At 59.0% G+C, this 25237-nt stretch carries 20 protein-coding genes; 13 read left to right on the top strand and 7 right to left on the bottom strand.

All coding sequences use genetic code 11. From position 1 onward, the window contains the following. Nucleotides 1-145 precede the first annotated feature (145 nt). Both groL and groES read right to left on the bottom strand, forming a co-directional pair. Nucleotides 146-1795: a chaperonin GroEL gene (gene groL / locus ABFT80_RS08005; RefSeq protein ID WP_347971344.1), complete on the bottom strand. Its 1650-nt coding sequence runs from the start codon at nt 1793-1795 to the stop codon at nt 146-148. A 57-nt stretch (nt 1796-1852) separates the two neighbouring features. Further along, nucleotides 1853-2149, bottom strand: coding sequence for a co-chaperone GroES (groES, locus tag ABFT80_RS08000; RefSeq protein WP_347971343.1), 297 nt, complete (start codon nt 2147-2149; stop codon nt 1853-1855). 358 nt (nt 2150-2507) lie between these two features. Between groES and ABFT80_RS07995 the strand changes: the two genes are divergently transcribed. The 3 genes from ABFT80_RS07995 (at nt 2508) to ABFT80_RS07985 (ending at nt 5829) form a co-directional block, all read left to right on the top strand. Next, nucleotides 2508-2990, top strand: coding sequence for a MarR family winged helix-turn-helix transcriptional regulator (locus ABFT80_RS07995; RefSeq protein ID WP_347971342.1), 483 nt, complete (start codon nt 2508-2510; stop codon nt 2988-2990). Further along, nucleotides 2987-4153: an HlyD family secretion protein gene (locus ABFT80_RS07990; protein ID WP_347971341.1), complete on the top strand. Its 1167-nt coding sequence runs from the start codon at nt 2987-2989 to the stop codon at nt 4151-4153. The genes ABFT80_RS07995 and ABFT80_RS07990 overlap by 4 nt, the downstream gene beginning before the upstream one ends. Nucleotides 4154-4293: 140 nt before the next feature. After that, nucleotides 4294-5829: a DHA2 family efflux MFS transporter permease subunit gene (locus ABFT80_RS07985; protein ID WP_347971340.1), complete on the top strand. Its 1536-nt coding sequence runs from the start codon at nt 4294-4296 to the stop codon at nt 5827-5829. A gap of 17 nt (nt 5830-5846) precedes the next feature. On the opposite strand, the gene ABFT80_RS07980 is transcribed toward ABFT80_RS07985, so the two are convergent. Then, on the bottom strand, nt 5847-7736 hold the full coding sequence (locus ABFT80_RS07980; RefSeq protein ID WP_347971339.1) for a TadE/TadG family type IV pilus assembly protein: 1890 nt from the start codon (nt 7734-7736) through the stop codon (nt 5847-5849). A gap of 207 nt (nt 7737-7943) precedes the next feature. Between ABFT80_RS07980 and ABFT80_RS07975 the strand changes: the two genes are divergently transcribed. Together ABFT80_RS07975 and ABFT80_RS07970 are read left to right on the top strand one after the other, a co-directional pair. Continuing rightward, the gene (locus ABFT80_RS07975; RefSeq protein ID WP_347971338.1) at nt 7944-8804 is read left to right on the top strand and encodes a TIGR01459 family HAD-type hydrolase; all 861 of its coding nucleotides are present in this window, start codon (nt 7944-7946) and stop codon (nt 8802-8804) included. A gap of 10 nt (nt 8805-8814) precedes the next feature. After that, the gene (locus tag ABFT80_RS07970) at nt 8815-9795 is read left to right on the top strand and encodes a bifunctional riboflavin kinase/FAD synthetase (RefSeq protein WP_347971337.1); all 981 of its coding nucleotides are present in this window, start codon (nt 8815-8817) and stop codon (nt 9793-9795) included. Here ABFT80_RS07970 and ABFT80_RS07965 read toward each other — a convergent pair. Then, nucleotides 9792-10355, bottom strand: a complete 564-nt coding sequence (locus ABFT80_RS07965; protein ID WP_455189901.1) for an HdeD family acid-resistance protein — start codon at nt 10353-10355, stop codon at nt 9792-9794. The two genes, ABFT80_RS07970 and ABFT80_RS07965, sit on opposite strands and share 4 nt — an antisense overlap. A gap of 231 nt (nt 10356-10586) precedes the next feature. On the opposite strand from ABFT80_RS07965, the gene ABFT80_RS07960 reads away from it, so the two are divergent. The 3 genes from ABFT80_RS07960 to ABFT80_RS07950 all read left to right on the top strand — a co-directional run bounded on the left by ABFT80_RS07960 (nt 10587) and on the right by ABFT80_RS07950 (nt 15569). Continuing rightward, nucleotides 10587-11396 (top strand): MipA/OmpV family protein, encoded by an 810-nt coding sequence (locus ABFT80_RS07960; protein WP_347971335.1) that lies wholly within the window; start codon nt 10587-10589, stop codon nt 11394-11396. A gap of 235 nt (nt 11397-11631) precedes the next feature. Next, nucleotides 11632-14703, top strand: a complete 3072-nt coding sequence (gene ileS, locus ABFT80_RS07955) for an isoleucine--tRNA ligase (RefSeq protein ID WP_347971334.1) — start codon at nt 11632-11634, stop codon at nt 14701-14703. A gap of 179 nt (nt 14704-14882) precedes the next feature. Then, nucleotides 14883-15569, top strand: a complete 687-nt coding sequence (locus tag ABFT80_RS07950; RefSeq protein WP_347971333.1) for a hypothetical protein — start codon at nt 14883-14885, stop codon at nt 15567-15569. Nucleotides 15570-15878: 309 nt separating this feature from the next. Here the strand turns inward: ABFT80_RS07950 and ABFT80_RS07945 are convergent, their stop codons facing one another. After that, nucleotides 15879-16331, bottom strand: coding sequence for a nucleoside deaminase (locus ABFT80_RS07945; protein ID WP_347971332.1), 453 nt, complete (start codon nt 16329-16331; stop codon nt 15879-15881). A gap of 77 nt (nt 16332-16408) precedes the next feature. Here ABFT80_RS07945 and ABFT80_RS07940 point away from each other — a divergent pair, with 77 nt between their 5' ends. From ABFT80_RS07940 to ABFT80_RS07920, 5 genes are all read left to right on the top strand, one after another. Next, nucleotides 16409-18544, top strand: coding sequence for a pseudouridine synthase (locus ABFT80_RS07940; RefSeq protein WP_347971331.1), 2136 nt, complete (start codon nt 16409-16411; stop codon nt 18542-18544). After that, the gene (gene rsmD / locus ABFT80_RS07935) at nt 18525-19076 is read left to right on the top strand and encodes a 16S rRNA (guanine(966)-N(2))-methyltransferase RsmD (RefSeq protein ID WP_347971330.1); all 552 of its coding nucleotides are present in this window, start codon (nt 18525-18527) and stop codon (nt 19074-19076) included. Before ABFT80_RS07940 ends, rsmD begins: the two co-directional genes overlap by 20 nt. A 388-nt stretch (nt 19077-19464) precedes the next feature. Next, nucleotides 19465-20949, top strand: a complete 1485-nt coding sequence (locus ABFT80_RS07930; RefSeq protein ID WP_347971329.1) for a M16 family metallopeptidase — start codon at nt 19465-19467, stop codon at nt 20947-20949. 5 nt (nt 20950-20954) lie between these two features. Continuing rightward, complete coding sequence (locus ABFT80_RS07925) at nt 20955-22298, top strand: M16 family metallopeptidase (RefSeq protein WP_347971328.1); 1344 nt, start codon at nt 20955-20957, stop codon at nt 22296-22298. After that, nucleotides 22295-23167: a patatin-like phospholipase family protein gene (locus tag ABFT80_RS07920; RefSeq protein WP_347971327.1), complete on the top strand. Its 873-nt coding sequence runs from the start codon at nt 22295-22297 to the stop codon at nt 23165-23167. The genes ABFT80_RS07925 and ABFT80_RS07920 overlap by 4 nt, the downstream gene beginning before the upstream one ends. A 100-nt stretch (nt 23168-23267) precedes the next feature. Here ABFT80_RS07920 and ABFT80_RS07915 read toward each other — a convergent pair whose 3' ends face one another. Then, nucleotides 23268-24134, bottom strand: a complete 867-nt coding sequence (locus ABFT80_RS07915) for a hypothetical protein (RefSeq protein WP_347971326.1) — start codon at nt 24132-24134, stop codon at nt 23268-23270. Between the two features lie 106 nt (nt 24135-24240). Beyond that, the gene (locus ABFT80_RS07910; protein WP_347971325.1) at nt 24241-25185 is read right to left on the bottom strand and encodes a lysozyme inhibitor LprI family protein; all 945 of its coding nucleotides are present in this window, start codon (nt 25183-25185) and stop codon (nt 24241-24243) included. Nucleotides 25186-25237: the final 52 nt, after the last annotated feature.

Genomic DNA, 25237 nt, shown 5'->3' with positions numbered 1-25237 from the left:
TTCCTTTGGATTTCTCCTTTGGAATTGCATGGACGTATATGAAATGCGCGACCGGTAAATCGGTTCCAACTTTTTTTGATTTTTTTCAAAAAAAGAAAAAGGGCGCCGTGAGGCGCCCTTTTCCGTATTTCCGGTAGTGGACTGATTAGAAGTCCATGCCACCCATGCCGCCCATGCCGCCGGGCATTCCGCCTGGCATGCCGCCGCCCGAATCCTTCTTCGGAGCTTCAGCGATCATGGCTTCGGTGGTTACGAGCAGGCCGGCAACCGATGCAGCATCCTGCAGCGCGGTGCGAACGACCTTGACCGGATCGACGATGCCGAGAGCGATCAGATCGCCATACTCGTCGGTCGCGGCGTTGTAACCGAAGGTAGCACCCTTGTTTTCAAGGATCTTGCCGACAACGATCGAAGCTTCTGCACCGGCGTTGGTTGCGATCTGGCGGGCCGGAGCCTGCAGAGCGCGACGAACGATGTTGATGCCAGCAGCCTGATCCTGGTTGATGCCGGTTGCCTTGATCGCCTGCGTTGCGCGCAGGAGAGCAGTGCCGCCGCCAGGAACGATGCCTTCTTCAACAGCCGCGCGGGTTGCGTTGAGGGCGTCGTCGACGCGGTCCTTCTTTTCCTTGACTTCGACTTCGGTCGCACCGCCAACGCGGATCACGGCAACACCGCCGGCGAGCTTCGCCAGACGTTCCTGCAGCTTTTCCTTGTCGTAATCGGAGGTGGTTTCCTCGATCTGCTGCTTGATCTGGGTAACGCGACCCTGGATCTCGGCCTTCTTGCCGGCGCCGTCGACGATGATCGTGTTCTCCTTGGAGATCGTCACCTTCTTCGCGCGGCCGAGCATGTTGAGACCAACATTCTCGAGCTTGATGCCGAGGTCTTCGGAGATGACCTGACCGCCGGTCAGGATCGCGATGTCCTCGAGCATTGCCTTGCGGCGATCACCGAAGCCCGGAGCCTTGACGGCAGCGATTTTCAGGCCGCCACGCAGCTTGTTGACGACGAGCGTAGCAAGAGCTTCGCCTTCGACGTCTTCCGAGATGATGACGAGCGGCTTCGAGGTCTGAACGACAGCTTCGAGAACCGGAAGGAGTGCCTGCAGGTTGGAGAGCTTCTTCTCGTGGAGAAGGATGTAAGCGTCTTCCAGTTCTGCAACCATCTTGTCTGGGTTGGTTACGAAGTAAGGCGACAGGTAGCCGCGGTCGAACTGCATGCCTTCGACGACTTCGAGTTCGGTCTCGGCGGTCTTGGCTTCTTCAACCGTGATGACGCCTTCATTGCCGACCTTCTGCATGGCCTTGGCGATCATCTCGCCGATTTCCTTCTCGCCATTGGCAGAGATGGTGCCGACCTGCGCGACTTCTTCCGAAGTCTTGATCTTCTTGGCCTTCTTGACGAGTTCCGCGACAACTTCTGCAACGGCGAGATCGATGCCGCGCTTCAGGTCCATCGGGTTCATGCCGGCAGCGACGGCCTTGTGGCCTTCCTGAACGATTGCCTGGGCCAGAACGGTCGCGGTGGTCGTGCCGTCGCCGGCCTTGTCGTTGGTCTTCGAAGCAACTTCGCGGACCATCTGCGCGCCCATGTTTTCGAACTTGTCTTCAAGTTCGATTTCCTTGGCGACGGTGACGCCGTCCTTGGTGATGCGCGGTGCGCCGAACGACTTGTCGATGACGACGTTACGGCCTTTCGGGCCGAGCGTTACCTTGACAGCGTCTGCGAGGATGTTGACGCCGCGGAGCATACGCTCGCGGGCATCACGGGAAAATTTTACTTCTTTAGCAGCCATTTTTAAGCTCCTGGGCTATCGGCCCGTAATTCTGTTGATGGTGCGATTGGCTTGGGTTCAGCCGATTACGCCCATGATGTCGGATTCCTTCATGATCAGAAGGTCTTCGCCATTGAGCTTGACTTCGGTGCCCGACCACTTGCCGAACAGCACGCGGTCGCCAGCCTTGACGTCCAGCGGAACCAGCTTGCCAGCTTCGTCACGCGCGCCGGAGCCGACAGCGACGATTTCGCCTTCCTGCGGCTTTTCCTTAGCGGAATCGGGGATGATGATGCCACCAGCGGTCTTCGATTCGGATTCGACCCGGCGTACGACCACGCGGTCATGAAGCGGGCGGAACTTCGACTTTGCCATTTGTTATTTCCTCGGTGCGAATGGTGAGAAAGGAATTCCTCCGTCCGGCGGACCGGACAACATTAGCACTCGACCTTTATGAGTGCTAACGCGCCATTCAGTTAGGCGCTCGTCTCTGCCGAGTCAAGGAGCCGTCATTATGGCGGCGGGCGATTTAGAGCGAATTTCTTTGGCCCGAACCGGGCAGGGTAAACATTTCGCTTCGTCCCTGCATTCAGGGCGCATCGGTCCAATCTCGCGCTTCTTCATGACAGACGTTTGAACACCTGTCCGATTTTATTGTGCACTGCATCACAAAAGCGCGATGGATGGTGAATCTCCTCTTGAATAGTAAGCATGCTTATAATAGATGCTGCTCATGGTTTCAAACGGCATAGATAGATTGGGCTTTCTCATCCACGACGCGGCGCGCCTTATGCGCAAGCGCTTCGAGGTGAAGGGCAGCGAATTCGGGCTTTCCTCCGCGCAATGGCGGCTGCTTGTAAGGCTCGTGAAGGAAACGAGTGCGACGCAGGCACGGCTTGCCGAACTTCTCGAAATCGAGCCGATCAGCGTTTCGCGTCTGCTCGACCGGATGGAAGAGGGCGGATGGGTTGAGCGCAAGCTGCACGCGACGGATCGTCGTGTGCGCATGGTGTTTCCGACCGAAAAGGGCAGGGACGCCTTTCTTGCCGTGAAAAGTGTTGCTGGCGAAGTGTTCGATGAGGCGCTTGCCGGGCTTTCGACCGAAGACCGCCGCGCCCTGATTTTCGGGCTCGATACGGTCGTGAACAACCTTTCGGATGGGGACAGCGTCCTTTCCGAGCAGAAAAAGAAAATTGCAGAAGGGGCATCAGCATGAACGCTGTGTCGAAAATAAAGAAGGATTCAGAAGTCGAGCTGGAGGCAACTCCGGCAGCGCCTGAAGTTACGAAACCCGCTGACACCGTTTTGCAGGCAGCACCCGCGCCGAAGCGTAAGCGCAAGGGCCTTCGCTTCGCGCTTATGGTCGCGCTGCCGCTCGCGCTCGTCGTTGGCGGCGGGTACATCTGGATCACCGGCGGTCGCTATCAGGAGACCGAGAACGCAAATCTGCGGCAGGCGCGCGTTTCGATCGCGGCCGACGCTGCGGGTCGTATCGTTGCGGTCAATGTGGCGGACAACCAGTTGGTGAAGGCGGGCGACGTTCTTTTCGAAGTCGATCCCGCACCTTATCGCATCGCGCTTTCGCAGGCCGATGCAGCCCTTGCCGGCGCACGCCTGAATGTCGAACAGCTTCGCGCCGCCTACGGGCAGGCCGTCGCCCAGGAGCGCGTGGCGGAAGGCGATGTCGGTTATCTGCAGTCGCAGTTCGACCGCAACAGCGATCTGGCATCCAAGGGCATCAGCACGAAATCCTCGCTGGACGAAGCGCGCCGCGATCTCGCCAAGGCGAAAGAGCAGCAATTGGTGGCGCAGCAGGGCATCGTCAGCGCACAGGCCGCGCTCGGCGGAAACCCTGATATTGCGACCGATCAGCATCCGTCCGTTCTGTCGGCGCTCGCCGCCCGTGACAAGGCTGCCTACGATCTGGCGCAGACGGAAGTTCGCGCGCCCGCCGATGGCGTCGTTTCGCAGGCATCCTCGTTCAAGATCGGCCAGTTCGTCGGTGCGGGTACGGCTGTGTTCAGCCTGGTCGAGACCAATGACACATGGGTCGAGGCGAATTTCAAGGAAACGCAGCTTACCCATATGCAGCCGGGCCAGGTGGCTGAAGTGACGCTCGACACCTATCCCGACCGCACCTTCCACGCGACGGTGCAGGCCATCGGTGCGGGAACGGGCGCTGAATTCTCGCTGCTGCCTGCGCAGAACGCGACGGGCAACTGGGTGAAGGTCACGCAGCGCATTCCCGTTCGGCTGAAGATCGACGACAGCGAATACAAAATGGCGCTGAGGACCGGCATGAGCGCTTCCGTATCGGTGGATACGGGCAACAGCCGGGGCTTCGCGGGATTGTTCGGAACTGCGCACGCCGCGCAGTAACGGGCATCTCGCCTGAAGCAATTCCAGGAAAAGTGTGAAGCGGTTTTCCGTACGGAATTGCGTAAAAACAAATAGTTGGAGCGATTCAACGATTCAGTAGCTGAAGCGCTTCAACTCGAAAGCAACCGAAGTTTAAGATCATGAGCAACGCAGCGTCTTCCCACGCCGATGTGCCGCATCGCGGGCTGATCACGGTATCGATCATGCTTGCGACGATCATGCAGGTGCTCGACACCACCATCGCGAATGTCGCATTGCCGACGATGACGGGCGATCTCGGCGCATCCGCCGATACGATCAACTGGGTGCTGACATCCTATATCGTGGCCGCCGCCATCATGACGCCCGTCACTGGCTGGCTGTCGGACCGCTTCGGCCGCAAGGAACTGTTCCTCACCTCCATTGTCGGCTTCGTCATCACCTCCATGGCCTGCGGTATGGCCTGGAGCCTGGAGAGCATGGTTGCCTTCCGCGTGCTTCAGGGCGTTTTCGGCGCGGCCATCGTGCCGCTGTCGCAGACCTTCCTGCTCGACATCAACCCGAAGGAAAACCACGGCTCTGCCATGGCGATCTGGGGTGCAGGCATCATGGTCGGCCCGATCATCGGCCCGACGCTCGGCGGCTGGCTGACGGAAAGCTTCAACTGGCGCTGGGTGTTCTTCATCAATCTGCCGGTCGGCATTTTCGCCTTCCTCGGCTGCGCGGCCTATCTGCCCGCAGTGGCAAAACGCCTGCGCGGCTTCGATTTCTTCGGCTTTGCCATGCTTTCGCTGGGCGTCGGCGCGTTGCAGCTCATGCTCGATCGCGGCGGCGAGGTGGATTGGTTCTCGGCAGTCGAAATCTGGATCGAGCTTGGCCTTGCCCTGACCGGCTTCTGGATCTTCGCCATTCACACGCTGACGGCCGAAAACTCCTTCATCGATCCGAAGATCTTTGCCGACCGCAACTTCGTGACCGGTCTGGTCTTCATCTTCGTCGTCGGCATCATCCTTCTGGCAAGCCTTGCGCTCCTGCCGCCCATGCTGTCGCGCATCTTCGGCTATCCGACGATCACGACCGGTCTGGTCATGGCACCGCGCGGCGTCGGCACGATGATCTCGATGCTCATCGTCGGACGGCTGGTGCGCATCGTCGATTCCCGCATTCTGGTGGTGGCCGGACTGTCGCTGACGGCACTGTCGCTCTATTACATGACCGACTTCACGCCGCAGATGGACAGTTACCTGATCGTCTCCACCGGCGTTATTCAGGGGCTGGGCCTCGGACTGGTCTTCGTGCCGCTGTCGACCGTTGCCTTCGCCACGCTTGATGCAAAGTTCCGCACGGATGCGGCGAGCCTGTTCAGCCTCGTGCGTAACCTCGGATCGTCGATCGGCATTTCGGTCGTCACTGTCATGCTGACGCGCAACGTGCAGATCAATCACGCCGAGCTTTCGCAAAGCATCAACCCGTTCAACCCGAATCTGTGGTCGGCTTCACCGCTGGCCGCGGGCGGCGACGTGACGGCTCTCTCGCAGATGGACAATCTCGTGAACCAGCAGGCGCTGATGATTTCCTATATCGACGACTTCAAGCTGATGATGATCGTCACCCTCTGCGCCATCCCGCTCGTGTTTCTTCTAAGGAAGCCGAAAGCGGCTGCGTTGGCAGGGGCACCTGCCGCGCATATGGATTGACGTTGGTGGTGCGTCCTTCACCCCACGATGCGCAGATTGGATAGCTCGTCGGATATCGACTTGAACGTATCGCCGAGATCGCTGCCGGTCGTGTTCCAGAACAGTTTTTTCGGCTTGCCGTTTGCATCTCGTGAGAAGCGCGAGAATGAAGAGCACTCGGTCAGCGCTTCGATCTGCGCGTTTTCCACCGGTTTTGACTTATTCAAATCCAGTGCGACCGTCATGATGATGATCTTGGCTTCCTTGGCGTTGGCGCAAAGCCCGGAATAGATATCCGAACCATCGGCATTCTTGCCGCCTGTCTTGCGGGCGAAATGCTCGTTAAGCGCCCTGGTATAGTTGGAGCCGTTGTAGCCCGTTTTACTGACGGCGCTGCTTGTATTCATGAACAGCCGCGTCGTGTTGGTATCGCTGTAGTTGACCCCTGTGTAGCCATAGGACGAGTAGGTGGATTTGTTGCCAGGATAATCATAGCCGCCCGGCGTATAGTAAGTGTTTTCGCCGTCCGTCAGAACGATGATGATCTTGTCGTTGCCTTTTTCGGTTTCGGGCCTTCCGCCGGTAAACGGTTCCTGGCTCGACAAAACACGCCAACCCCAGGCAAGACCTTCCGGAACATTGGTTGCGCCAAGGGGCGCCATGCTGTCGATTGCTAACTTGATCGAGTTGACACCGTCAGGCGTGGAAACATCTGTCAGAGGTGTTATCGGCTTGGTCGTGCAGCTATAGTTAGGGCCGTCACCTACGCTGAAATTTTCCGGTGCAGTAAAAAAGTACTTTGCGAGGCTCGCCTGTCTCAATCGATGCGAGGCTTCGCTTGTGGTGTTGTCGTCCCACCAACTGTTTGGCGAACTATAGGTGAATACCACGTCCCTGCCGCGGCTATCTTTCTGAGTGGTCCATCTGTTTCCCGTCTCATCCGGCGCGAACATAGGCACGACAAGAGATGCCGGATCGCTTGTTGACGGCAAAGTGTCCTGAATGTTGTGCGGATAGGGTCGCGCTTCAACACAGCCGTCCCAGCTTACGAAGGCTTTGGGTACACACACCCTGTTGTTGCCAGATCCTGTACATGTCGTCCGCTTCATCTCATCAAACAGGGTAAAGCGCGTGACTATCTGGCCGTTTTCGGCACCCCAACCCGTGCCGTTTTTATAAACGACACCATTCGTCTTCCTGAAACCCTTGTTGGTAGCAACGGTAATCGTGTGGTCGAAGTTTTCATAATGGATGGGCGAAAGACCGCCTGTGTCCATCCATGATGCCGTAGCGTTGGTGGGGCCGACATTAACGGATGCGGCGAACGGCACGAGTGCGAACTGCACCGGCTTTTCTATCTGTTTCAACTGCGCGGCTTGCGCAGCAATCGTATCGACTAGCTGTTTGGATGCCGCCTTGAGCAGATCCATGCGCTTCTTTCCGCCGCTGCTGTAAAAATCCATCGAGCCGGAATTATCGAGAACGAGCGCGACCTCGATCGTGTTCTTCAGGCGGATTTCGCTGGATGCGGAAAAGCCGAGTTCCGGCGTGTCCTTTCCGATGAGCGTCGTGAATGCCGGAAGAAAATAGGGATCGTATTCGAGATCGGCCGTCAGCTTCAGCGTGCTGCCGCCGCTTTCGTCAGGCAGGATAACATTGAGTGTCGTCTTGGCGGGGTCGATATGGTTGAGGTTCGCCTCGAAGAAATCCTTGGCGTAGCGCTTGGCATCCGCATCGGCTGCGCCGGACTGGATATGGCGCGCGGTGGCGAGGCCTGCTGCATCGAGCGCGTTCAGCGTCGCCTGCCTTTGCCTGGTCAATTCGCCATAATCGATCGCCAGCGCAATCGCGCCGATGATCGGTACGGTCGCGATGACCGTCATGATCGCAAAATTACCTTTGGTATCCCTGAGAAAACGACGAAACATTCAGAATTGCCCCCGCAAATTCACCCCGACAGGTGCTTTCGCAGAAATTCATGAATTTACGGTTCTTCAAATCATTCAAAAATCGCCTCCGCATTTGCCAATGCTTAACCATGCTGTTCGGGAGCCTTCGTTGAAAGGCCGTGACACGATGGCGGGCTTCGGTTAATTGCAGGCCGCCTGCATGATTGAAATTGACGAGGATTTTCGATGGTCCAACTGCCCCAGACAATCGCGTCGCTTGATGAAGTGACCGATCGCTACTCGACAATCCTTTGCGACGTGTGGGGCGTCGTCCACAATGGCGTGTCGTCGTTCCCAAGCGCAACCGCTGCCTTGATGCGCGCGCGCCAGCGCGGGCTGGCGGTTATCCTGATTACAAACGCACCGCGCCCCAATGACGATGTCGAGCGTCAGCTCGGCACGCTCAGTGTGCCGCGCGAAAGCTGGGACCGGATGGTCACCTCTGGCGATGTGACCCGCGACCTTATCCGCAACGGGCCGCGCCGTGTCTTCCACCTCGGTACGGATCGCGAAATGTCGATCTATGACGGGATCGACGTGGAGCTTAGCGAGGAAAACGAGGCTCAGGTGATCGTCTGCACCGGCCTGTTCGATGACGAGACGGAAACGCCCGAAGATTATGCGGAGATGCTGCGCCGGTTTCGCTCGCGCGACCTGCCGCTGATCTGCGCCAACCCCGACATCATGGTCGAGCGCGGCGAAAAGCTCGCCTGGTGTGCTGGCGCGCTGGCGCGGGATTATGGCCAGCTTGGCGGGCGCACGCTCGTATCGGGCAAGCCGCATCGCCCGATCTATGAAGCAGCCCTCGAAGCCGCAAGCGAAGTGCTGGGCAAACCGGTTTCGGCAGAAGATGCACTTGCCATAGGCGATGGCATTTTGACCGATGTGAAGGGCGCCGACAATAATGGCATCGACGTGCTCTATGTTTCGGGCGGCGTTCATGCCCGCGACTATGGCGACCCGGAAAATCCCGACGCCGCATTGCTTTCCGAATTTCTCGAAAAGCACGGCCATCAGCCAGTAGCGATCATCCCGAAACTTCGATAGACGCTTTTCAATGCCAAGCTTTCTCCGCATTTCCGGCTCGAACAATCTGCCTTCATCGCTGCGCGGCAGCGTGGTCGCCATCGGCAATTTCGATGGCGTGCATCGCGGGCATCAGGCCGTGCTGGAGCGGGCTCTGGAGGAGGCACGGCAGCGCGGCGTTCCGGCATTCGTGCTGACATTCGATCCGCATCCGCGAACAGTTTTCCGTCCCGAAATCCCTCTTTTCGTTCTGACGCCGCCTGAAATGAAGGCGAGGCTGATCGAAGAGCTGGGCTTTGCGGCAATCGTCGAGCACCCGTTCACACGCGAATTCGCCGCTCTTACGGCGGAAGAATTCGTCATGCAGGTCCTGCAATCCGACATGGGCATCTGCCATGTCGTGACGGGCTTCGATTTCCATTTCGGCAAGAACCGGCAGGGCGGCCCCGCCTTCCTTATGGAAGCAGGCGAAAGACACGGCTTCGGCGTGACCTTGGTCGATGCGTTCCGCGACGAGGGCGCCGAGATCGTATCTTCCAGCCGCATAAGATCGCTTCTGTCGGAAGGGCAGGTGGCCGAATGCGCCGGGCTTCTGGGCTATCGCTTCACCGTCGAGGCCGAAATCATCGGCGGCCAGAAGCTTGGCCGCACGCTCGGCTACCCGACGGCCAATATGTCTTTGCCCGATACGATGGCGCTGAAAGAGGGCATCTATGCAGTTCGCTTCCGCGATGGCGCTGGCGTTTCGCGCAGCGGCGTTGCGAGCTTCGGCCGGCGTCCCACGGTCAACAGCAATGGCCAGCCGCTGCTCGAGACATTCGTGTTCGATTTTTCGGGCGATCTCTATGGCCAGAATTGTCAGGTTTCGTTTTTCACCTATCTGCGCGGCGAGGTGAAATTCGACGGGCTCGATCCGCTCATCGTCCAGATGAAGCGCGACGAGGAAGAAGCGCGCGCCCTGCTTTCCGGCATCGCGCCTCTTTCGCCTCTGGATAGCGCTATTACTTTCTAGCCTTTGGCTTTCAAAGCCAGGCCGAAAGCGATGAACGCCCAGCCCTGAAAGATCAGGTCGATCGCCAGGAACAGGCCGAGTATCCATAGACTGTTGACCGGCCAGCCCATTGCGATGACCAGACCGGCAAGCGCGGTGATCACGCCCGCCGCCACCAGCCAGCCCCAGCCGCTGGAAGGCTTGACCTTCAACCCAGTCCAGACACGCAGAATGCCGTTTGCGATAAGGCTGACGGCAAGCAGGAATGTCAGGACCGCGGAAGCCAGAAGCGGGTTGGAGAAGGCAAGAACGCCTGCGACCGCATAAAGAATGCCGCCGAGGAACCACCAGAAGAAGCTACTCCAGCTTTTGACGCCGAAGGCATGGAAGATTTGCAAGACGCCGCCGATCAGCATCAGCGAACCGACGAAATAGACCGAGGCGACGGTGGCCACGATCAGATTGGCGAAGGCGACGCCGCCGAATATCAGCAGCAGAACGCCAAGTGCTATGAACCAGCCCCATTTCGAGCGCGCATCGTCTATTGCATTGTTCAGGGCTTCGGGAAGTTCGGAAGGCATCGTCATTGCAACCATCTCCGATAAAGGCAAACGCCTTCAAGCGCTTGCGCCATGTGACGGTGCCGAGATTACGCCTCGCGGTTGCAATCGTCCAGTGAGGGCAATTTTTCGGCAGGGAACCGAATTGCAACAGTGCCTTCGAATTAAATCAAAGTTTACACGAAGAGGGCATGAATTGGCTGGCAACGCCCAGTTGCATGAAGTACCGACCTGTATCCACGGAGTATGATGATGTCTCGCAATCGTGTGTTGGCGGCCCTTTCGGGCGCTTTGTTGCTCGGCTCGGCTGGTGTTGCGAACGCGCAGAGCGGTTCTGCCTGGTACTCCGGCGACTGGTCGCTGACGATAGGGGCGGCGGGTTCCGTATCTCCCGAATATGAGGGTGCGAAGGATTATCTTTTTCGGGCGACGCCGATGATCTCGTTTGGCCGAACCGGAACGATCACGCGCTTCTCCTCGCGTAACGACAACATTTCATTCGCCGTGTATGACAATGAGACAGTTCGCGTCGGCGTCGCGGGCAAGTTCATTTTCCGCCGCGACGATGGTGACTCGGACGATCTGAGAGGCCTCGATCCAGTTCGCTTCGGTGGAGAACTGGGTGGCTTTGTGGAAGTCTATGCGACCGACTGGCTGCGCATTCGCGGTGAAGTGCGGCATGGCATCCGCTCGCACAAGGGCGTGGTTGCCGATGTCTCGGCAGACGCCTTCCAGGACGTTACGCCGACGATCCGCATTTCCGGCGGCCCGCGGATTTCCTTCGCATCGGCAGACTATTTCGATGCCTATTACGGCGTAAATTCCGCTGAATCGGCGGCTTCCGGCCTTGGACAATATTCGCCGGGCGGCGGTGTGCGATCTGCCGGTGTGGGCGGCGCGGTCACATGGAAGACCACGGACAAGGTGACGACCAGCCTGTTCGGCGAATATTCGCGCCTGATGGGCCCGGCGAAGGATTCGACGCTGGTGCGCGAGCGCGGCTCGCCTGACCAGTTCACGGTCGGCGTTTCGGCGACATATCGCTTCGATTTCCGCCTGTAAGCGATTCAAATTACCCGCTTTATTCCTTGGCGCGCTTCCGCTAAAAGGCGCGTCATGACTGTGCGCGCGCTCTTTTTCGCCATCGCGATACGAATTACGAGCCCGGTCTTCCGGGCGGCCTGAGGGCTGCCCCGAGGCCCGGGATGCTTTTGCGCGGTTTTTGCCGCGTTTCTTCCACAGACCGACATTTTGAACGCACGCGCCCGCCCGCCGGGCCAGCAATATGGCTAGATTGATGACCGACACGTCCGAAAAGATCGACTATTCCAAGACGCTTTACCTGCCGCAGACCGACTTCCCGATGCGCGCCGGCCTGCCTGAAAAGGAGCCGCTCGCGGTAAAACGCTGGCAGGAAATGAACCTCTACAAGAAGCTGCGCCAGAGCGCGGCTGGCCGCGAAAAATACGTTCTGCACGATGGCCCGCCCTATGCGAATGGCAACATCCACATCGGCCACGCGCTGAACAAGATCCTCAAGGACGTCATCACGCGCTCTTTCCAGATGCGCGGCTATGACAGCAATTACGTGCCGGGCTGGGATTGCCACGGCCTGCCGATCGAATGGAAGATCGAGGAAAAATACCGCGCCAAGGGCAAGAACAAGGACGAGGTTCCGGTCAACGAATTCCGTCAGGAATGCCGCGAATTCGCTGCCGAATGGATCAAGGTTCAGGGCGAGGAATTCCAGCGCCTTGGCGTGATCGGCGATTTCGAAAACCCGTACACGACAATGGCCTTCCATGCGGAGGCGCGCATCGCTGGCGAGCTCCTGAAATTCGCAGAAAGCGGCCAGCTTTATCGCGGCTCCAAGCCGGTTATGTGGAGCGTGGTCGAGCGTACTGCGCTGGCCGAGGCTGAAGTCGAGTATCAGGATTACGAGAGCGACACGATCTGGGTGAAGTTTCCGGTTTCTGATCTGGCATTGCATGCTGTCAATCTCAAAACAGGTGAATTGGAAAGACTTGGGCCAAACGCCACAAAGAAGTCTGACGACCTGCGTGATGCTCATGTTGTGATCTGGACGACCACGCCTTGGACGATCCCTGGCAACCGTGCGGTCAATTTTTCACCGCGCGTTTCCTACGGTCTTTATGAAGTCACGGCAGCCGAGAACGATTTCGGCCCGCAACCCGGTGAAAAGCTGATCTTCGCGTCCGCGTTGGCAGAAGATGCTGCCACGAAAGCGAAAGTGACATTGAATCACATTCGTAGCGTCACGGCGGAAGAGCTTGAAGCGACTACGCTTTCACACCCGTTCGCTGGCCTCGGCGGCGGCTACGATTTTGTTGTGCCGATGCTTCCCGGCGATCACGTCACAGACGATGCAGGCACCGGCTTCGTGCACACGGCACCAGGCCATGGTCGCGAAGACTTTGAAGCATGGATGGACGCGGCGCGCGGGCTTGAGGCGCGCGGTATCTCGTCCAAAATCCCCTTCACCGTGGATGATGGCGGCTATTTCACCAAAGATGCGCCGGGCTTTGGCCCGGATCGCGAAGGCGGAGCCGCGCGCGTTATCGACGACAATGGCAAAAAGGGCGACGCCAACAAGGTCGTTATCGAAGAGCTGATCAAGCGCAATGCGCTGTTCGCGCGTGGCCGGTTGAAGCACTCCTATCCGCATTCCTGGCGCTCAAAGAAGCCGATCATCTTCCGCAACACGCCGCAATGGTTCGTCCATATGGACAAGGAACTGGACGGTTACGGGAAGAACAACTCCTCATCCGACCCTTCGGGCCACCTTCTCCCACAAGGGGAGAAGGAAGGGGGCGGCATCGATGCAGGTGCCAAGCCCGACACGCTGCGCAATCGTGCGCTTGCCGCGATCGACGCCACGCGCTTCGTACCCGCAGCAGGCCAGACCCGTCTGCGCGCCATGATCGAAGAGCGCCCGGATTGGGTTCTTTCGCGCCAGCGCGCATGGGGCGTTCCGATCTGCGTTTTTGCCGATGTCGACGGAAACGTCCTGCATGACGCAGCCGTCAATGCCCGCATCATCGAAGCTTTCGAGGCGGAAGGCGCGGATGCGTGGTTCGCGGAGGGCGCAAAGGAGCGTTTCCTCGGCAATGATCACGACCACGCGAAATGGCAGCAGGTAACCGACATTCTGGACGTCTGGTTTGATTCGGGCTGCACCCATGCCTTCACGCTGGAAGATCGCCCCGATCTGAAATGGCCGGCGGACGTCTATCTCGAAGGCTCCGACCAGCATCGCGGCTGGTTCCATTCCTCGCTGCTGGAAAGCTGCGGAACGCGCGGCCGTGCGCCCTACAATGCAGTCGTCACCCATGGGTTCACCATGGACGAGGACGGTCGCAAGATGTCGAAGTCGCTCGGCAACACGGTCGTTCCGCAGGATGTCATGAAGCAGTCGGGCGCCGATATTCTGCGCCTCTGGGTCATGACGACCGATTATTGGGAAGACCAGCGCCTCGGCAAGAATGTGCTGCAGACCAACATCGATGCGTATCGCAAGCTGCGCAACACGGTGCGCTGGATGCTCGGCACGCTGGCGCATGATGAGGGCGAAAACATTCCGCTGGCCGAAATGCCGGAACTGGAGCGGCTGATGCTGCACCGGATCGCCGAACTGGATGATGCCGTGCGGGCAGGCTACGACGCGTTCGAATTCAAGCGCATCACACGTCTGCTGATCGACTTCATGGTGGTCGAGCTTTCGGCCTTCTATTTCGACATCCGCAAGGATTCGCTCTATTGCGACGCACCTTCGAGCCGCAAGCGCAAGGCGTCCGTCCAGGTCGTGCGCCATCTGTTCGACCATCTGGTCACCTGGCTGGCGCCGATGCTTCCCTTCACCACGGAGGAAGCGTGGCTTGAGCGCTATCCTTCGTCCGAATCGGTGCATCTGGAACAGTTCCGCGACGTGCCTGCCGAATGGCGCAACGATGCGCTGGCCGCGAAATGGCGCAAGGTCCGTCAGGTTCGCCGTGCGGTGACGGGTGCTCTGGAAATCGAGCGCGCGAAAAAGACCATCGGCTCCTCGCTTGAGGCCGCTCCAATTGTCCACGTGACCGATGGCGAGCTTGCAGCGGCGATTGCCGATGTCGATATGGCGGAAATCTGCATCACCAGCGGCATTCGCATCGAGACGACGCCTGCACCGGCCACCGCTTTCGTCGCGGAAGACGTGCAGGGCGTTGCGGTCGTGCCGGGCCTTGCCGACGGCACGAAATGCGCGCGTTCATGGCGTTTCACGCAGGATGTCGGTTCCGACGCGGAATTTCCCGATGTTTCGGCACGCGACGCGGCAGCGCTTCGCGAGCTGAAGGCATTGGGACGACTTTAAGCGATGCGGAAATGCAACGATCGGTGCAAAAAGGCACCGGTCGTTGCCGTTCTGGCACTTCTACGGTAAAAGCCGGACGCTCACTGACAAATTGTCGCCGGATTCCGGTGAAAGGGGTTGGTGGGGACGGATATAAATCCATCGGGTCCATCGAGAGGCGGTTAGCAGTGATATTTTGCATGACTGAGAAAAAGCAGGTGCGCGCGATTGCAATCGTGCCGCTGGTCATATCCGGTCTCGCGCTTTCCGGCTGTATCGGCTCGCCGACTTACGGCACGGACAAGACTGCGAATGAGCAGCTTGTTCAGGATGTTACCGGTGTGCTTTCCATAGGCCCGAAGGACAAGCCGAAGATCGATTACCGTCCGCGCCCGGAACTCGTAAAGCCTTCCGCTGGCGAGTTGCGCAATCTTCCTGCCCCGCAGGAAAACATTGCCGCAACCGGCAATTCAGCATGGCCGGAATCACCTGAACAGCGTCTGGCGCGCATTCGCGCCGAAGCGACTGAAAATCAGGGCAATCCCAACTACCAGTCGGAAGTGGTGGCGAACGTCAACGCGCCGGCCCCCGGTGGCCGCAAGCCTGTCGGCGTTTCCGACCGCGAATGGGAGCGGAATCGCGGCGCGTTCAACAACAGCGCCCAGCAGCGCGAGCAATTCAACGCGCGTCTGGCTGAGCAGCGTCAGGGAAGTGCGACGACACGCAAATATCTGAGCGAGCCGCCGCTGACCTATCGTGAGCCCTCCGGTGGCGCGCCTACCGGCGATGTCGGCGAGGACGAGCTCAAGAAGGAACGCCGCCTGAAGGCTGAGTCCCGCAAGAAGGGCGGCGGCACAAGCTGGCGCGATTTCGTTCCCGGCCTGTAAGCATCAATGCCCGGCGTAAAGTTGCCGGGCTAAAAAACTCTATTTTTACAAAAGCTTCGGCTTGAAACCAGAATCGGTTTTTAGGCGTTTTCCGTGTTTATGTAGTCGCGCGGCAGGCACCCCCCTCTGTCCTGCCGGACATCTCCCCCTCTAGGGGGGAGATTGGCTGACGCAACTCCCGGCCTTCATTCTACAACGTCAGAAATTGGTGTCGCGCGTTGATGATAAGATAATCTCCCCCCCTTGAGGGGGAGATGCCCGGCAGGGCAGAGGGGGGTACTGTCCCGCCAGCGTCTCAAATTAAGGACTTCAAACTTCCCGACGCTCACGGAAGAAGCGTTTGAGAATTTCGGATGATGGCTGCTCGGCGATGCCGGAATAGACTTCCGGCGCATGATGGCAGGTCGGCGACGAGAAAAACCGGACGCCGTTCACCACGCCGCCGCCTTTTTCGTCGGACGCCCCGAAGTAGAGCCTTCTTATCCGCGCGAAAGAAATCGCCGCCGCACACATTGCGCAGGGCTCCAGCGTCACGTAGAGGTCATATCCGTTCAGCCGTTCGGATCCGATTTTTCCTGCGGCTGCACGGATCACCACAAGTTCTGCATGGGCTGTCGGATCGCTGAGTTCGCGAGTCCGGTTTCCAGCACTTGCGACGAGTTCGTTGCCGAAAACGATCGCTGCACCCACCGGCACTTCGCCGCGTTGGGCCGCCGCTTCCGCTTCGGACAGGGCAATGGCCATGAAATCAGGGCGGTTCACGGCTTCTCCATTCTCATATTCCCCTCGCAACTGCCGGATGTTCCTGTTATCTACCCGCGCAAAGAGGCAAAGGCCACATGGACGACGATCGAAAAAAATCTCCGCGAAAGACTGGACCGAAAACTGGCGCGCCGCGCGGTGGCGATGGTCCGCGCAAGGGTGGAAAGCCCGGTTTCGGTGCAAAGCCGCGTTTTGAAGGCGGCAAGCCTTTCGAAAAGCGCGACGGTGCAGCAAAACCTTATGCCAAGCGCAGCGATGCTGCCGCAGGCGCAGAACGCCCAAAGCGCGATTTCAAGCGGGATGACCGTCCGCGCGAAGGCGGCGAGGCGAGGCCGGAACGCAGCAGTGCGCCTTTCCGCAAAGGCCCGCGCCCTGAAGGCAAGCCGCGTTTCGAAGGCGGCAAGCCTTTCGAAAAGCGCGAAGGTGCCGCAAAACCTTATGCCAAGCGCAGCGATACCGCAGGCGGCGAACGCCCCAAGCGCGATTTCAAACGCGACGACCGTCCTCGCGACGGCGAGGCGAGACCTGAGCGCAGCAGTGCGCCTTTCAACAGAGGTCCGCGTCCTGAAGGCAAGCCTTACGAGAAGCGCGACGGTGACGCACCGCGTCCGGGCCGATTTGAGCGTGGCGACAAGCCGTTCCGCAGCGGCCCGCGCCCTGAAGGTTCAGGCGCCGGCGGTGGCGAGCGCTCAGCCCGCCGTTTCGACAAGCCGCAGGGCGGTTTCGAAAAGCGTCCGCGGCCGGACGGTTTCAAGCGCGACGGCGAGCGCAAGCCGTTCGACGGTGAGCGCAAGCCGTTCGACGGTGAGCGCAAGTCGTTTGATCGGCCCGCTTTCGCGCGGCCTCGCGAGACGGAAGAAGAAAATACGGGCGAACGCATTGCCAAGCGGCTGGCCCGCGCTGGCATCGCTTCGCGCCGCGACGCGGAAGAGCTGATTGCGGCTGGCCGTGTGCGCGTCAACGGCAAGGTTCTGTCGTCGCCCGCGTTCAACGTGATGCAGGACGACACGATCGAGCTCGACGGAACGCTGATCCCGCCGATCGAGCGCACGCGTCTTTTCCTGTTCCACAAGCCTGCCGGTGTCGTCACGACGAACCGCGACCCGGAAGGACGCAAGACCGTTTTCGATATTCTGCCCACCGATTTGCCGCGTCTGATGACGGTCGGCAGGCTGGACATCAACACCGAAGGCCTGCTGCTTTTGACCAATGATGGCGGTCTTTCGCGCGTGCTGGAGCTTCCGGCAACCGGCTGGCTGCGCCGCTACCGCGTGCGCGTGCATGGCAAGGTCGAGGAATCGGCTCTGGCCGATCTGCGCGACGGCATTGCCGTCGATGGCGTTTTCTACGGCGCAATCGAAGCATCGCTTGACCGCGAGCAAGGCTCGAATGCCTGGCTGACCATCGGTCTGCGCGAAGGCAAGAACCGCGAAGTGAAGAACATTCTGGGCTCTCTCGGCCTGGATGTGACACGCCTTATCCGCATTTCCTACGGACCCTTCCAGCTTGGCGAACTCGCCGAGGGGCATGTCTGGGAAATGAAGGGCACGACGCTGCGCGAACAGCTTGGCGAACGCCTCATCGAGGAGTCCGGCGCGAATTTCGAAGCCGGTATCGTCAAGCCGTTCTCGAACAAGCCGACCCGCCGCTTTGAAGAGCGTCCGCGCGAGGAGCCGCAGGCAGAACGCGCGCCATATGCGCCGCGGCCTTTGAACATAGGCGAGGGTGGTCTGATCAAGGGCCGCAAGCGCACCCGCGAAACCATCCGCGATGATGCGCTCGGGCGTTTGCAGACCAGCCCGGAACGCGGCGCAAGGCCAGATCGAGGCGCAAAGCCGGAGCGTGGCCCCAAGCCCGACCGCGGTTTCAAATCGGATCGTGACGGCAAGCCGCAGCGCGGCGGAAAACGTGACGAGCGCGAGCAGCGCCCGATCGAGCCGCCAGGCGGCCGCAAGGTCAATGTCTGGATGGCGCCGGGCGCACGGCCGATAGGCAAGGGCCGGGCCGAAGCCGACAAGGCGCGTTCGGACGAAAAACGAAACGAACGGTTCGGCAAGGGTCCGGAGCGCAAGCCGCAGGATGGCAAGCCGCGCTTCGACAAGCCGCGCGGCGAGGGACCTCGCAAGGATGGCCCCCGTAAGGACGGACCGCGCAACGAGGGCAGGCCGTCTTCACCACGCCGGGGCAAAAACGATGCGGATCGTCGGCGGTGAGTTTCGCGGCAGGCCTCTGGCCACGCCGCGAAGCAGCGACATCCGCCCGACGACAGACAGGACGCGCGAAGCGCTGTTCAACGTTCTGGCGCATCGCTTTCCTGAAAAACTCCAAGGCGCACGCGTGCTCGATCTTTTCGCGGGCACCGGCTCGCTTGGCCTCGAAGCCATGTCGCGCGGCGCCGTCTATGGCATCTTCATAGAAGAATCGGCGGAAGGCCGCGGTCTGATCCGCACGAATGTCGAAGCTTTCAGCCTGCAGGGCCGCACCAAGATTTTCCGGCGCGATGCGACGAAGCTCGGACCCGCAGGCACGATCCAGCCCGTCGATCTGCTTCTGGCCGACCCGCCTTATGGAAAAGGCCTCGGCGAACTGGCACTACGCTCTGCCAAAGAAGGCAGCTGGCTGGCAAAAGGTGCGCTCTGCGTTGTCGAGGAAGCGGCCTCTGCCGCGTTCGATTTGGGAACGGGTTTTTCCGTTATTGACGAGCGCAGCTACGGCGAGACGATTATCCGCCTGATCGAGGCGTGAGTCTGTTTTTAGCGCGCTTCATTTTTAAATAGAAACGTTTGCGGGACAGCACCCCCCTCTGTCCTGCCGGACATCTCCCCCTCAAGGGGGGAGATTATCTTATCATTAAAGCGTAGCACCAATTGCAGCCGTCGCAGAACGAGGACGGAGGGGTGCGTCAGCCAATCTCCACCCTTGAGGGGGAGATTCCCGGCAGGGCAGAGGGGGGTGCCTCGCGCTGACTCAGAACATTTTCCTGCACTCAGCGCGAGTTATCAAAAGAACTCTGATCGCCCTCCCGTCCATGTTCGGCCTTTTTTGCGCTGCATAGGTGCTGAATGGCTTTCCGTATGGGGGCCGTGACCGATATAAGGGCGTCCGGGCACGTCGAAATTCCAAGGAGCTTTTTATGATTTTCAGAGCCGGTTGGCTTTCACGGCGTGGCCGTTTGTTCGTTTCGGCAGTTGCCCTGGTGGCATTTGTGCCTTTTGCGCAGGCTGAAGCGCCGAATATCAACCGGCAGGAACAGAAAGTCTCCAGTTTCCAGCTCGATAATGGCATGGAAATCGTCGTGATTCCCGACCACCGTGCGCCCATCGTCACGCATATGGTCTGGTACAAGATCGGCAGCGCGGATGAACCGCCGGGCAAATCGGGCATCGCGCATTTCTTCGAACATCTGATGTTCAAGGGTACGTCGAACCACAAGGCCGGTGAGTTCGGTGCCAAGATCGCCGAGATCGGCGGGCGCGAAAACGCTTTCACCTCCTATGATTACACGGCCTATTTCCAGTCGGTCACGCCCGATGCGCTGGAAACCATGATGGGTTTCGAGGCTGACCGCATGCGCAATCTCATTCTGACCGATGAAGTTATCGGACCGGAGCGCGACGTCATTCTGGAAGAGCGCCGCTCACGCGTCGAAAACGACCCCGAAGCGTTGCTCAGCGAAGAAGTGTCGGCCACTCTTTACCAGAACCAGCCCTATCGCATTCCGGTGATCGGCTGGATGCATGAAATCGAGAAGCTGAACCGCGTCGATGCTGTCGATTTTTACGACAAATATTACGCGCCGAACAACGCCGTGCTGATCGTGGCTGGCGATGTCGAGCCGGAAGCCGTGAAGGCGATGGCTGAAAAGACCTATGGCAAGGTTGCGCGCGGCCCCGATCTGCCGGCGCGTGTTCGCCCGGTCGAGCCGGAGCAGAACACGCATCGCACCGTCACCATGACGGATGATCGCGTAAGCGTGCCGAGCTTCTCCGTTCAGTGGGTCGTTCCATCCTACAACACCGCCAAGGATGGCGAGGCCGAAGCGCTCGACCTGCTGTCCGAAATTCTGGGCGGCGGCGTGCGCTCGCGGCTTTATCAGGAGCTGATCGTCGACAAGGGCATCGCATCGTCCGCAGGTGCGTATTTCCAGGGTACGATGCTCGATGACACGAGCTTCACGGTCTACGGCTCGCCGCGCGGTGAAGCCGAACTGGAAACGCTCGAAACCGCCATCAATGCGCAGATTGCGCGCATCGCCAAGGATGGCGTCAGCGATGCCGAGCTCGAAGAGGCAAAGACCCGCTTCGTCCGCAGCATGATTTTCGCCCGCGACAGCCAGTCCAGCATGGCCAATATCTACGGACAGACGCTGACGACCGGCGGCACGGTCGAGGAAGTCGCTGCGTGGCCGGACAAGATCAAGGCGGTCAGCGCCGATCAGATCAAGGCAGTTGCAGCGAAATATCTCGTGCCTGAGCGTTCCGTCACCGCCTATCTGTTGCCCGATCCGGAAAAGCCTGCGGCGCAAACCGCGCCGCCGTCCGGCGAGGCTGCGCCTGAACCGATGACGAATCCGGCGACCGACCCGGCAATCGCACCATCCGAAGGCAACGAGGAGTAAGCCGCATGAGACATATCGAAACCATGCGCCAACGCTTCGTTGGCGCCGCATTCCTGCTGCTCCTCGTGGTTGCCAGTGCAATTCCCGCCCATGCGGAAATGAAAATCCAGGAGGTCGCGACGCAAAAGGGCGTCGATGCCTGGCTGGTCGAGGATTATTCCGTTCCGCTCATCACCATCCGCTTTTACTTCGAAGGCGGCACGGCACAGGATCCGGCCGGCAAGGATGGTCTGGCCAATCTCATGACCGGCCTGTTCGACGAGGGCGCTGGTGATCTCGACAGCGCTGCCTTCCAGAAGAAGCTGGACGAATCTGGTGCGGAAATGTCGTTCACCGCAAGCCGCGACGGCATTTACGGCACGATGCGCCTGTTGGCCGAGCAGAAGTCCGAAGCGCTCGACCTGTTGAAGATGGCCGTTCAGTCGCCGCGCTTCGATCAGGCTCCGATCGACCGCATTCGTGCGCAGATCGTCTCCAGCATCCGCGCTTCGTCGCGCGATCCGCAGACGGAAGCGCAGGACAAATGGTCCGCCGCACTTTATGGCGACCATCCTTATTCCCGTCGCAGCGAGGGCAGCGAGGAAACACTGGCTTCGATCAGCGCCGAGGATTTGAAGACGTTCCACAAATCGATGTTCGCGCGCGAAAAGCTGAAAATCGCTGTCGTCGGCGCAATCGATGCCGAGACGCTGAAGGGCGATCTCGATGCCATCTTCGGCCCGTTGCCGGAAAAGCCGCAGCTTGTCGAAATCCCGGACGTCACGCCAAAACTCAACCAGACCGTGAAGGTGGAATATCCGCTGCCGCAGGCCAGCATGCAGCTTGCCTATCCGGGCGTGAAGCGCAGCGACGACGACTTTTTCGCCGCCGTTCTCATGAACCACATTCTCGGCGGCGGCACGTTCAGTTCGCGCCTGTTCGACGAGGTGCGTGAAAAGCGCGGGCTTGCTTATGGCGTCAGTTCTTCGCTGGTCAATTATGATCACGCCAATGCGCTTTCCATCGGCACATCGACCAGAGCCGACCGTGCTGGCGAAACGCTCGACCTCATCAAGACGGTCGTGCGCAGCATGACGGAGGGAGGCCCGACCGAGGCCGAATTGACAGCCGCGAAAAAATATCTGATCGGAGGTTATGCGATCAACAATCTGAATTCCTCCAGAGCGATCGCCAGCACGCTTGTCGAACTGCAGGTCGAAGGTCTTGGGGCGGATTACATGGAAAAGCGCGGCGATCTGATAAATGCTGTGACGCTGGAACAGGTGAAGGCGGCGGCGACCAAGCTGCTGATCAACGACCCTGCGATATTGATCGTCGGACCCGCAACCGCCGAGGAGAGCGGGGGATGACAGCGCCTCTTGGCGTGAAGAAGGCCTCGCCGGATCCAACATTCGGCGTGGCTTTTGGCGGCGGCGGTGCACGCGGCCTTGCCCACATCCACATCATCGAAACACTCGACGAGCTGGGCATAAGGCCCGTCGCAATCGCCGGTTCGTCCATCGGTGCCATCATGGGCGCGGGCATGGCGGCGGGCATGAAGGGCACCGAAATCCGCGAATATGCGAGTTCCGTGCTCAGCAAGCGCGCCGAAGTGGCCAGCCGCATGTGGCGCGCGCGGCCCGAAACTTTCGCGGCAATGGTGTCGGGCGGCCTGCGCGTCAGCCAGTTCAACATCGAACGCATTTTGAAGGCGTTTCTACCCGAGCAGATACCGACGGATTTCGCCACACTCGGCATCCCGCTGAAAGTGACCGCGACCGACTATTTCGGCCACACCACCAAGGTTTTCACCGACGGCGACCTGCACAACGCGCTTGCCGCATCCGCTGCTATCCCCGCCGTGTTCCGCCCGGTCCGGCGCGACGGCTGTGTGCTCATCGACGGCGGCATCTACAACCCCGTTCCGTTCGATCTGGTTCAGGACGAGGCCGATATCGTCATAGCCGTCGATGTCGTCGGCGCGCCGGTCGATGCAGGCCGTAAAAAGCCGAATTCCATCGATCTCATGTTCGGCGCAACGCAATTGATGATGCAGTCCATCATCGCCGGAAAGCTACTCCAAAGCCGCCCCGACATAATGCTCCGCCCCCCCGTTTCGAGGTTCCGCGTGCTGGATTTCCTCAAGATGGATGCGGTTATGGAGGAGACGGTTGGTGTTCGGGATGAACTGAAGCGGGCGATTGATAAGGCGGTTGGGGAGAAGCGACTGGGGGTTTAGCGGTGAAACCGTAAAGGCGACGGGCCAACCTGCCGACAGTCGAGCTGTACCTGCGAGGTTCCATAGACGACGCTGTTTTGCGTAGGCGGACAAGCGCAAATCAGGGTTGTGCCTTGATGTCGATCTTCCATAGCGTAGAGTAGATGCGAGCGGCGTCCTCAGGGTACTCTCGGTGCAGCTTGTTCTGCAAATACGTCAGATTGCTTTTCTGAGCTGAGCCTTCATATGGCCGACCGATTAGAATTAATGAACTATCTAGGCCTACCACTCGCTTTGGCGACCATGCGTCCAACAGCTCTACGTCACCAAATTTCCGACCCATGTGAACGATCAGTCCGTCGAGGAAAAACCGGAAAATTGGGATATCTGGGTATTTTGTACCTTCATGTTCTGGTGTGTTGATCACCTGCGCCAAAGGTGTATGAACTTGTGGTTCTCCGGCTTCCGTCAATGCGACCAAGACGACGGGCCAATCAGAATCCGCGGGCTTTTCCTCGCCCGCTACTATCTTCCTAAGGTGCTCGTTCGAGACCGCGTCTAGAAAAATTTCTGCGAACTCAAAGCGAGTGCTGATGGCGCTACGCCACAGAAGACTTAGAAAGAACAGGCGCAGGGCGCTGGTATCTACATCTGGGATTGTGATGAGCTCAAACTCATCCCCGAAGTTATGCCTCTCTGCCTTATTGGACAAAGGATAGTGGCGCCAAGTAAGCCCATGCTGCCGGATAATTTTTGCAGCAGCTGTGTCGATGTCCCGAAGGCGAGCTTCGCCAACTGCGGTGCAAATTCTACCGTCTACCCAACTGTTGAATTTCAGTTGAGGTTTGCTGCCAAAGCCAAACTGTATTCTGTGGGCTTGGCCCAAGGCCTTGTCGGCAAGGAACCTTGGGATGAGATGCGATTGTGCAAAGGGGCCTACGTGGCCGGTCAGCAAACACTTGCCAATAGCTTTCTGTCGTTTCGCCATTCCGAATCGCCAACCATCAACGGCAGTAGTGAACCAAATGAGAGGCCACTAAGCAATCCCGCTGCCCTGCAACTGTCGTCGGCATTTAGAGCGGCCCTAGCGCGCCTTAAAGATCGCCTTCATTTATTTTCATCCACCAATGGAGTGCTTCGACGCGATGCTTGATTTCTTCGGCGCGTGTTGATGCCCAAATCATCCCATACATAGAGCCGCCTTCTACAAGCGAGGCGCGCAGGTCGGCCTCGCGTCGGGAAAACTCTTCCCAAGCCGATTGACTGGCATGAAGCAGTTCGGAACTTACGTCCCCCTTTTTCTTAATAGCTTCGAGAAGTGAGCTCATTTCCGCCTCGATAGCTTCCACGGTCTCTCCTGCGGCGATATTCATCGCTAGCTGTGTGCGCGGCACTGAGCCATGGATCTCTCCAACCATCACCCAATCAGTTGCTTCAACAAACTCTTTTGCGGCCACAAGATACTTTTCAATTTCAGCGGGATCGAACGGCGGTTCTATGGGCAGTTCGTGCGTGAGAATATGGCGTACAGCGAAGAGTTTAGTGAGCTGTCGCATCATCGCATCGTAGTCGCGGATAATGGGTTTGAGCGGCCACCCATTTCGTTCCTCGGTCCAGCGTTCGTGGGACGTTTTGAGCTTTGCGACAAAGTTTGGGATCAAACTCTCCAGATAAGCGATAATTCGCGCTGGCTCATTGATGGAGATCGTATGCGCTATGAGATCACCAACCGAAATCTTCTTACCTTGCAACCCGGATAGGAGTGCGAAATCGAGGCGCGCACCTTTCGAAAGTTGTTCCGCACGTTGAAGGTAAGTGTCGCCCGAATCGACGAGCTCGCGCACCACATCCCGGACGAAAACCTCAACAATTGTGACTGTCCGCATTGGCACAAAATCGGCGAACATACCTGCATCCGCAGCCTTTTCCTTCCAAGCGCGAGCAAGCTGATCCAGTTCACCAATGAGCATTGAGGCGAGGCGGTTTGCACCGCGGCGCTTCTTCCACTCGATCATGTTTTCGATGTCGCTTTTTGCCATGCATCCCCCTAGTTGAAATCCTAGCAGATTTCGCCAGATGCGAGTTACATTA

Source organism: Foliimonas ilicis (genome assembly GCF_039939195.1).
Taxonomy (GTDB): Bacteria; Pseudomonadota; Alphaproteobacteria; order Rhizobiales; family Rhizobiaceae; genus Foliimonas; species Foliimonas ilicis.
Note: the sequence above shows the minus strand (reverse complement) of the source record. Positions and strands in the feature narration are given on the sequence as shown.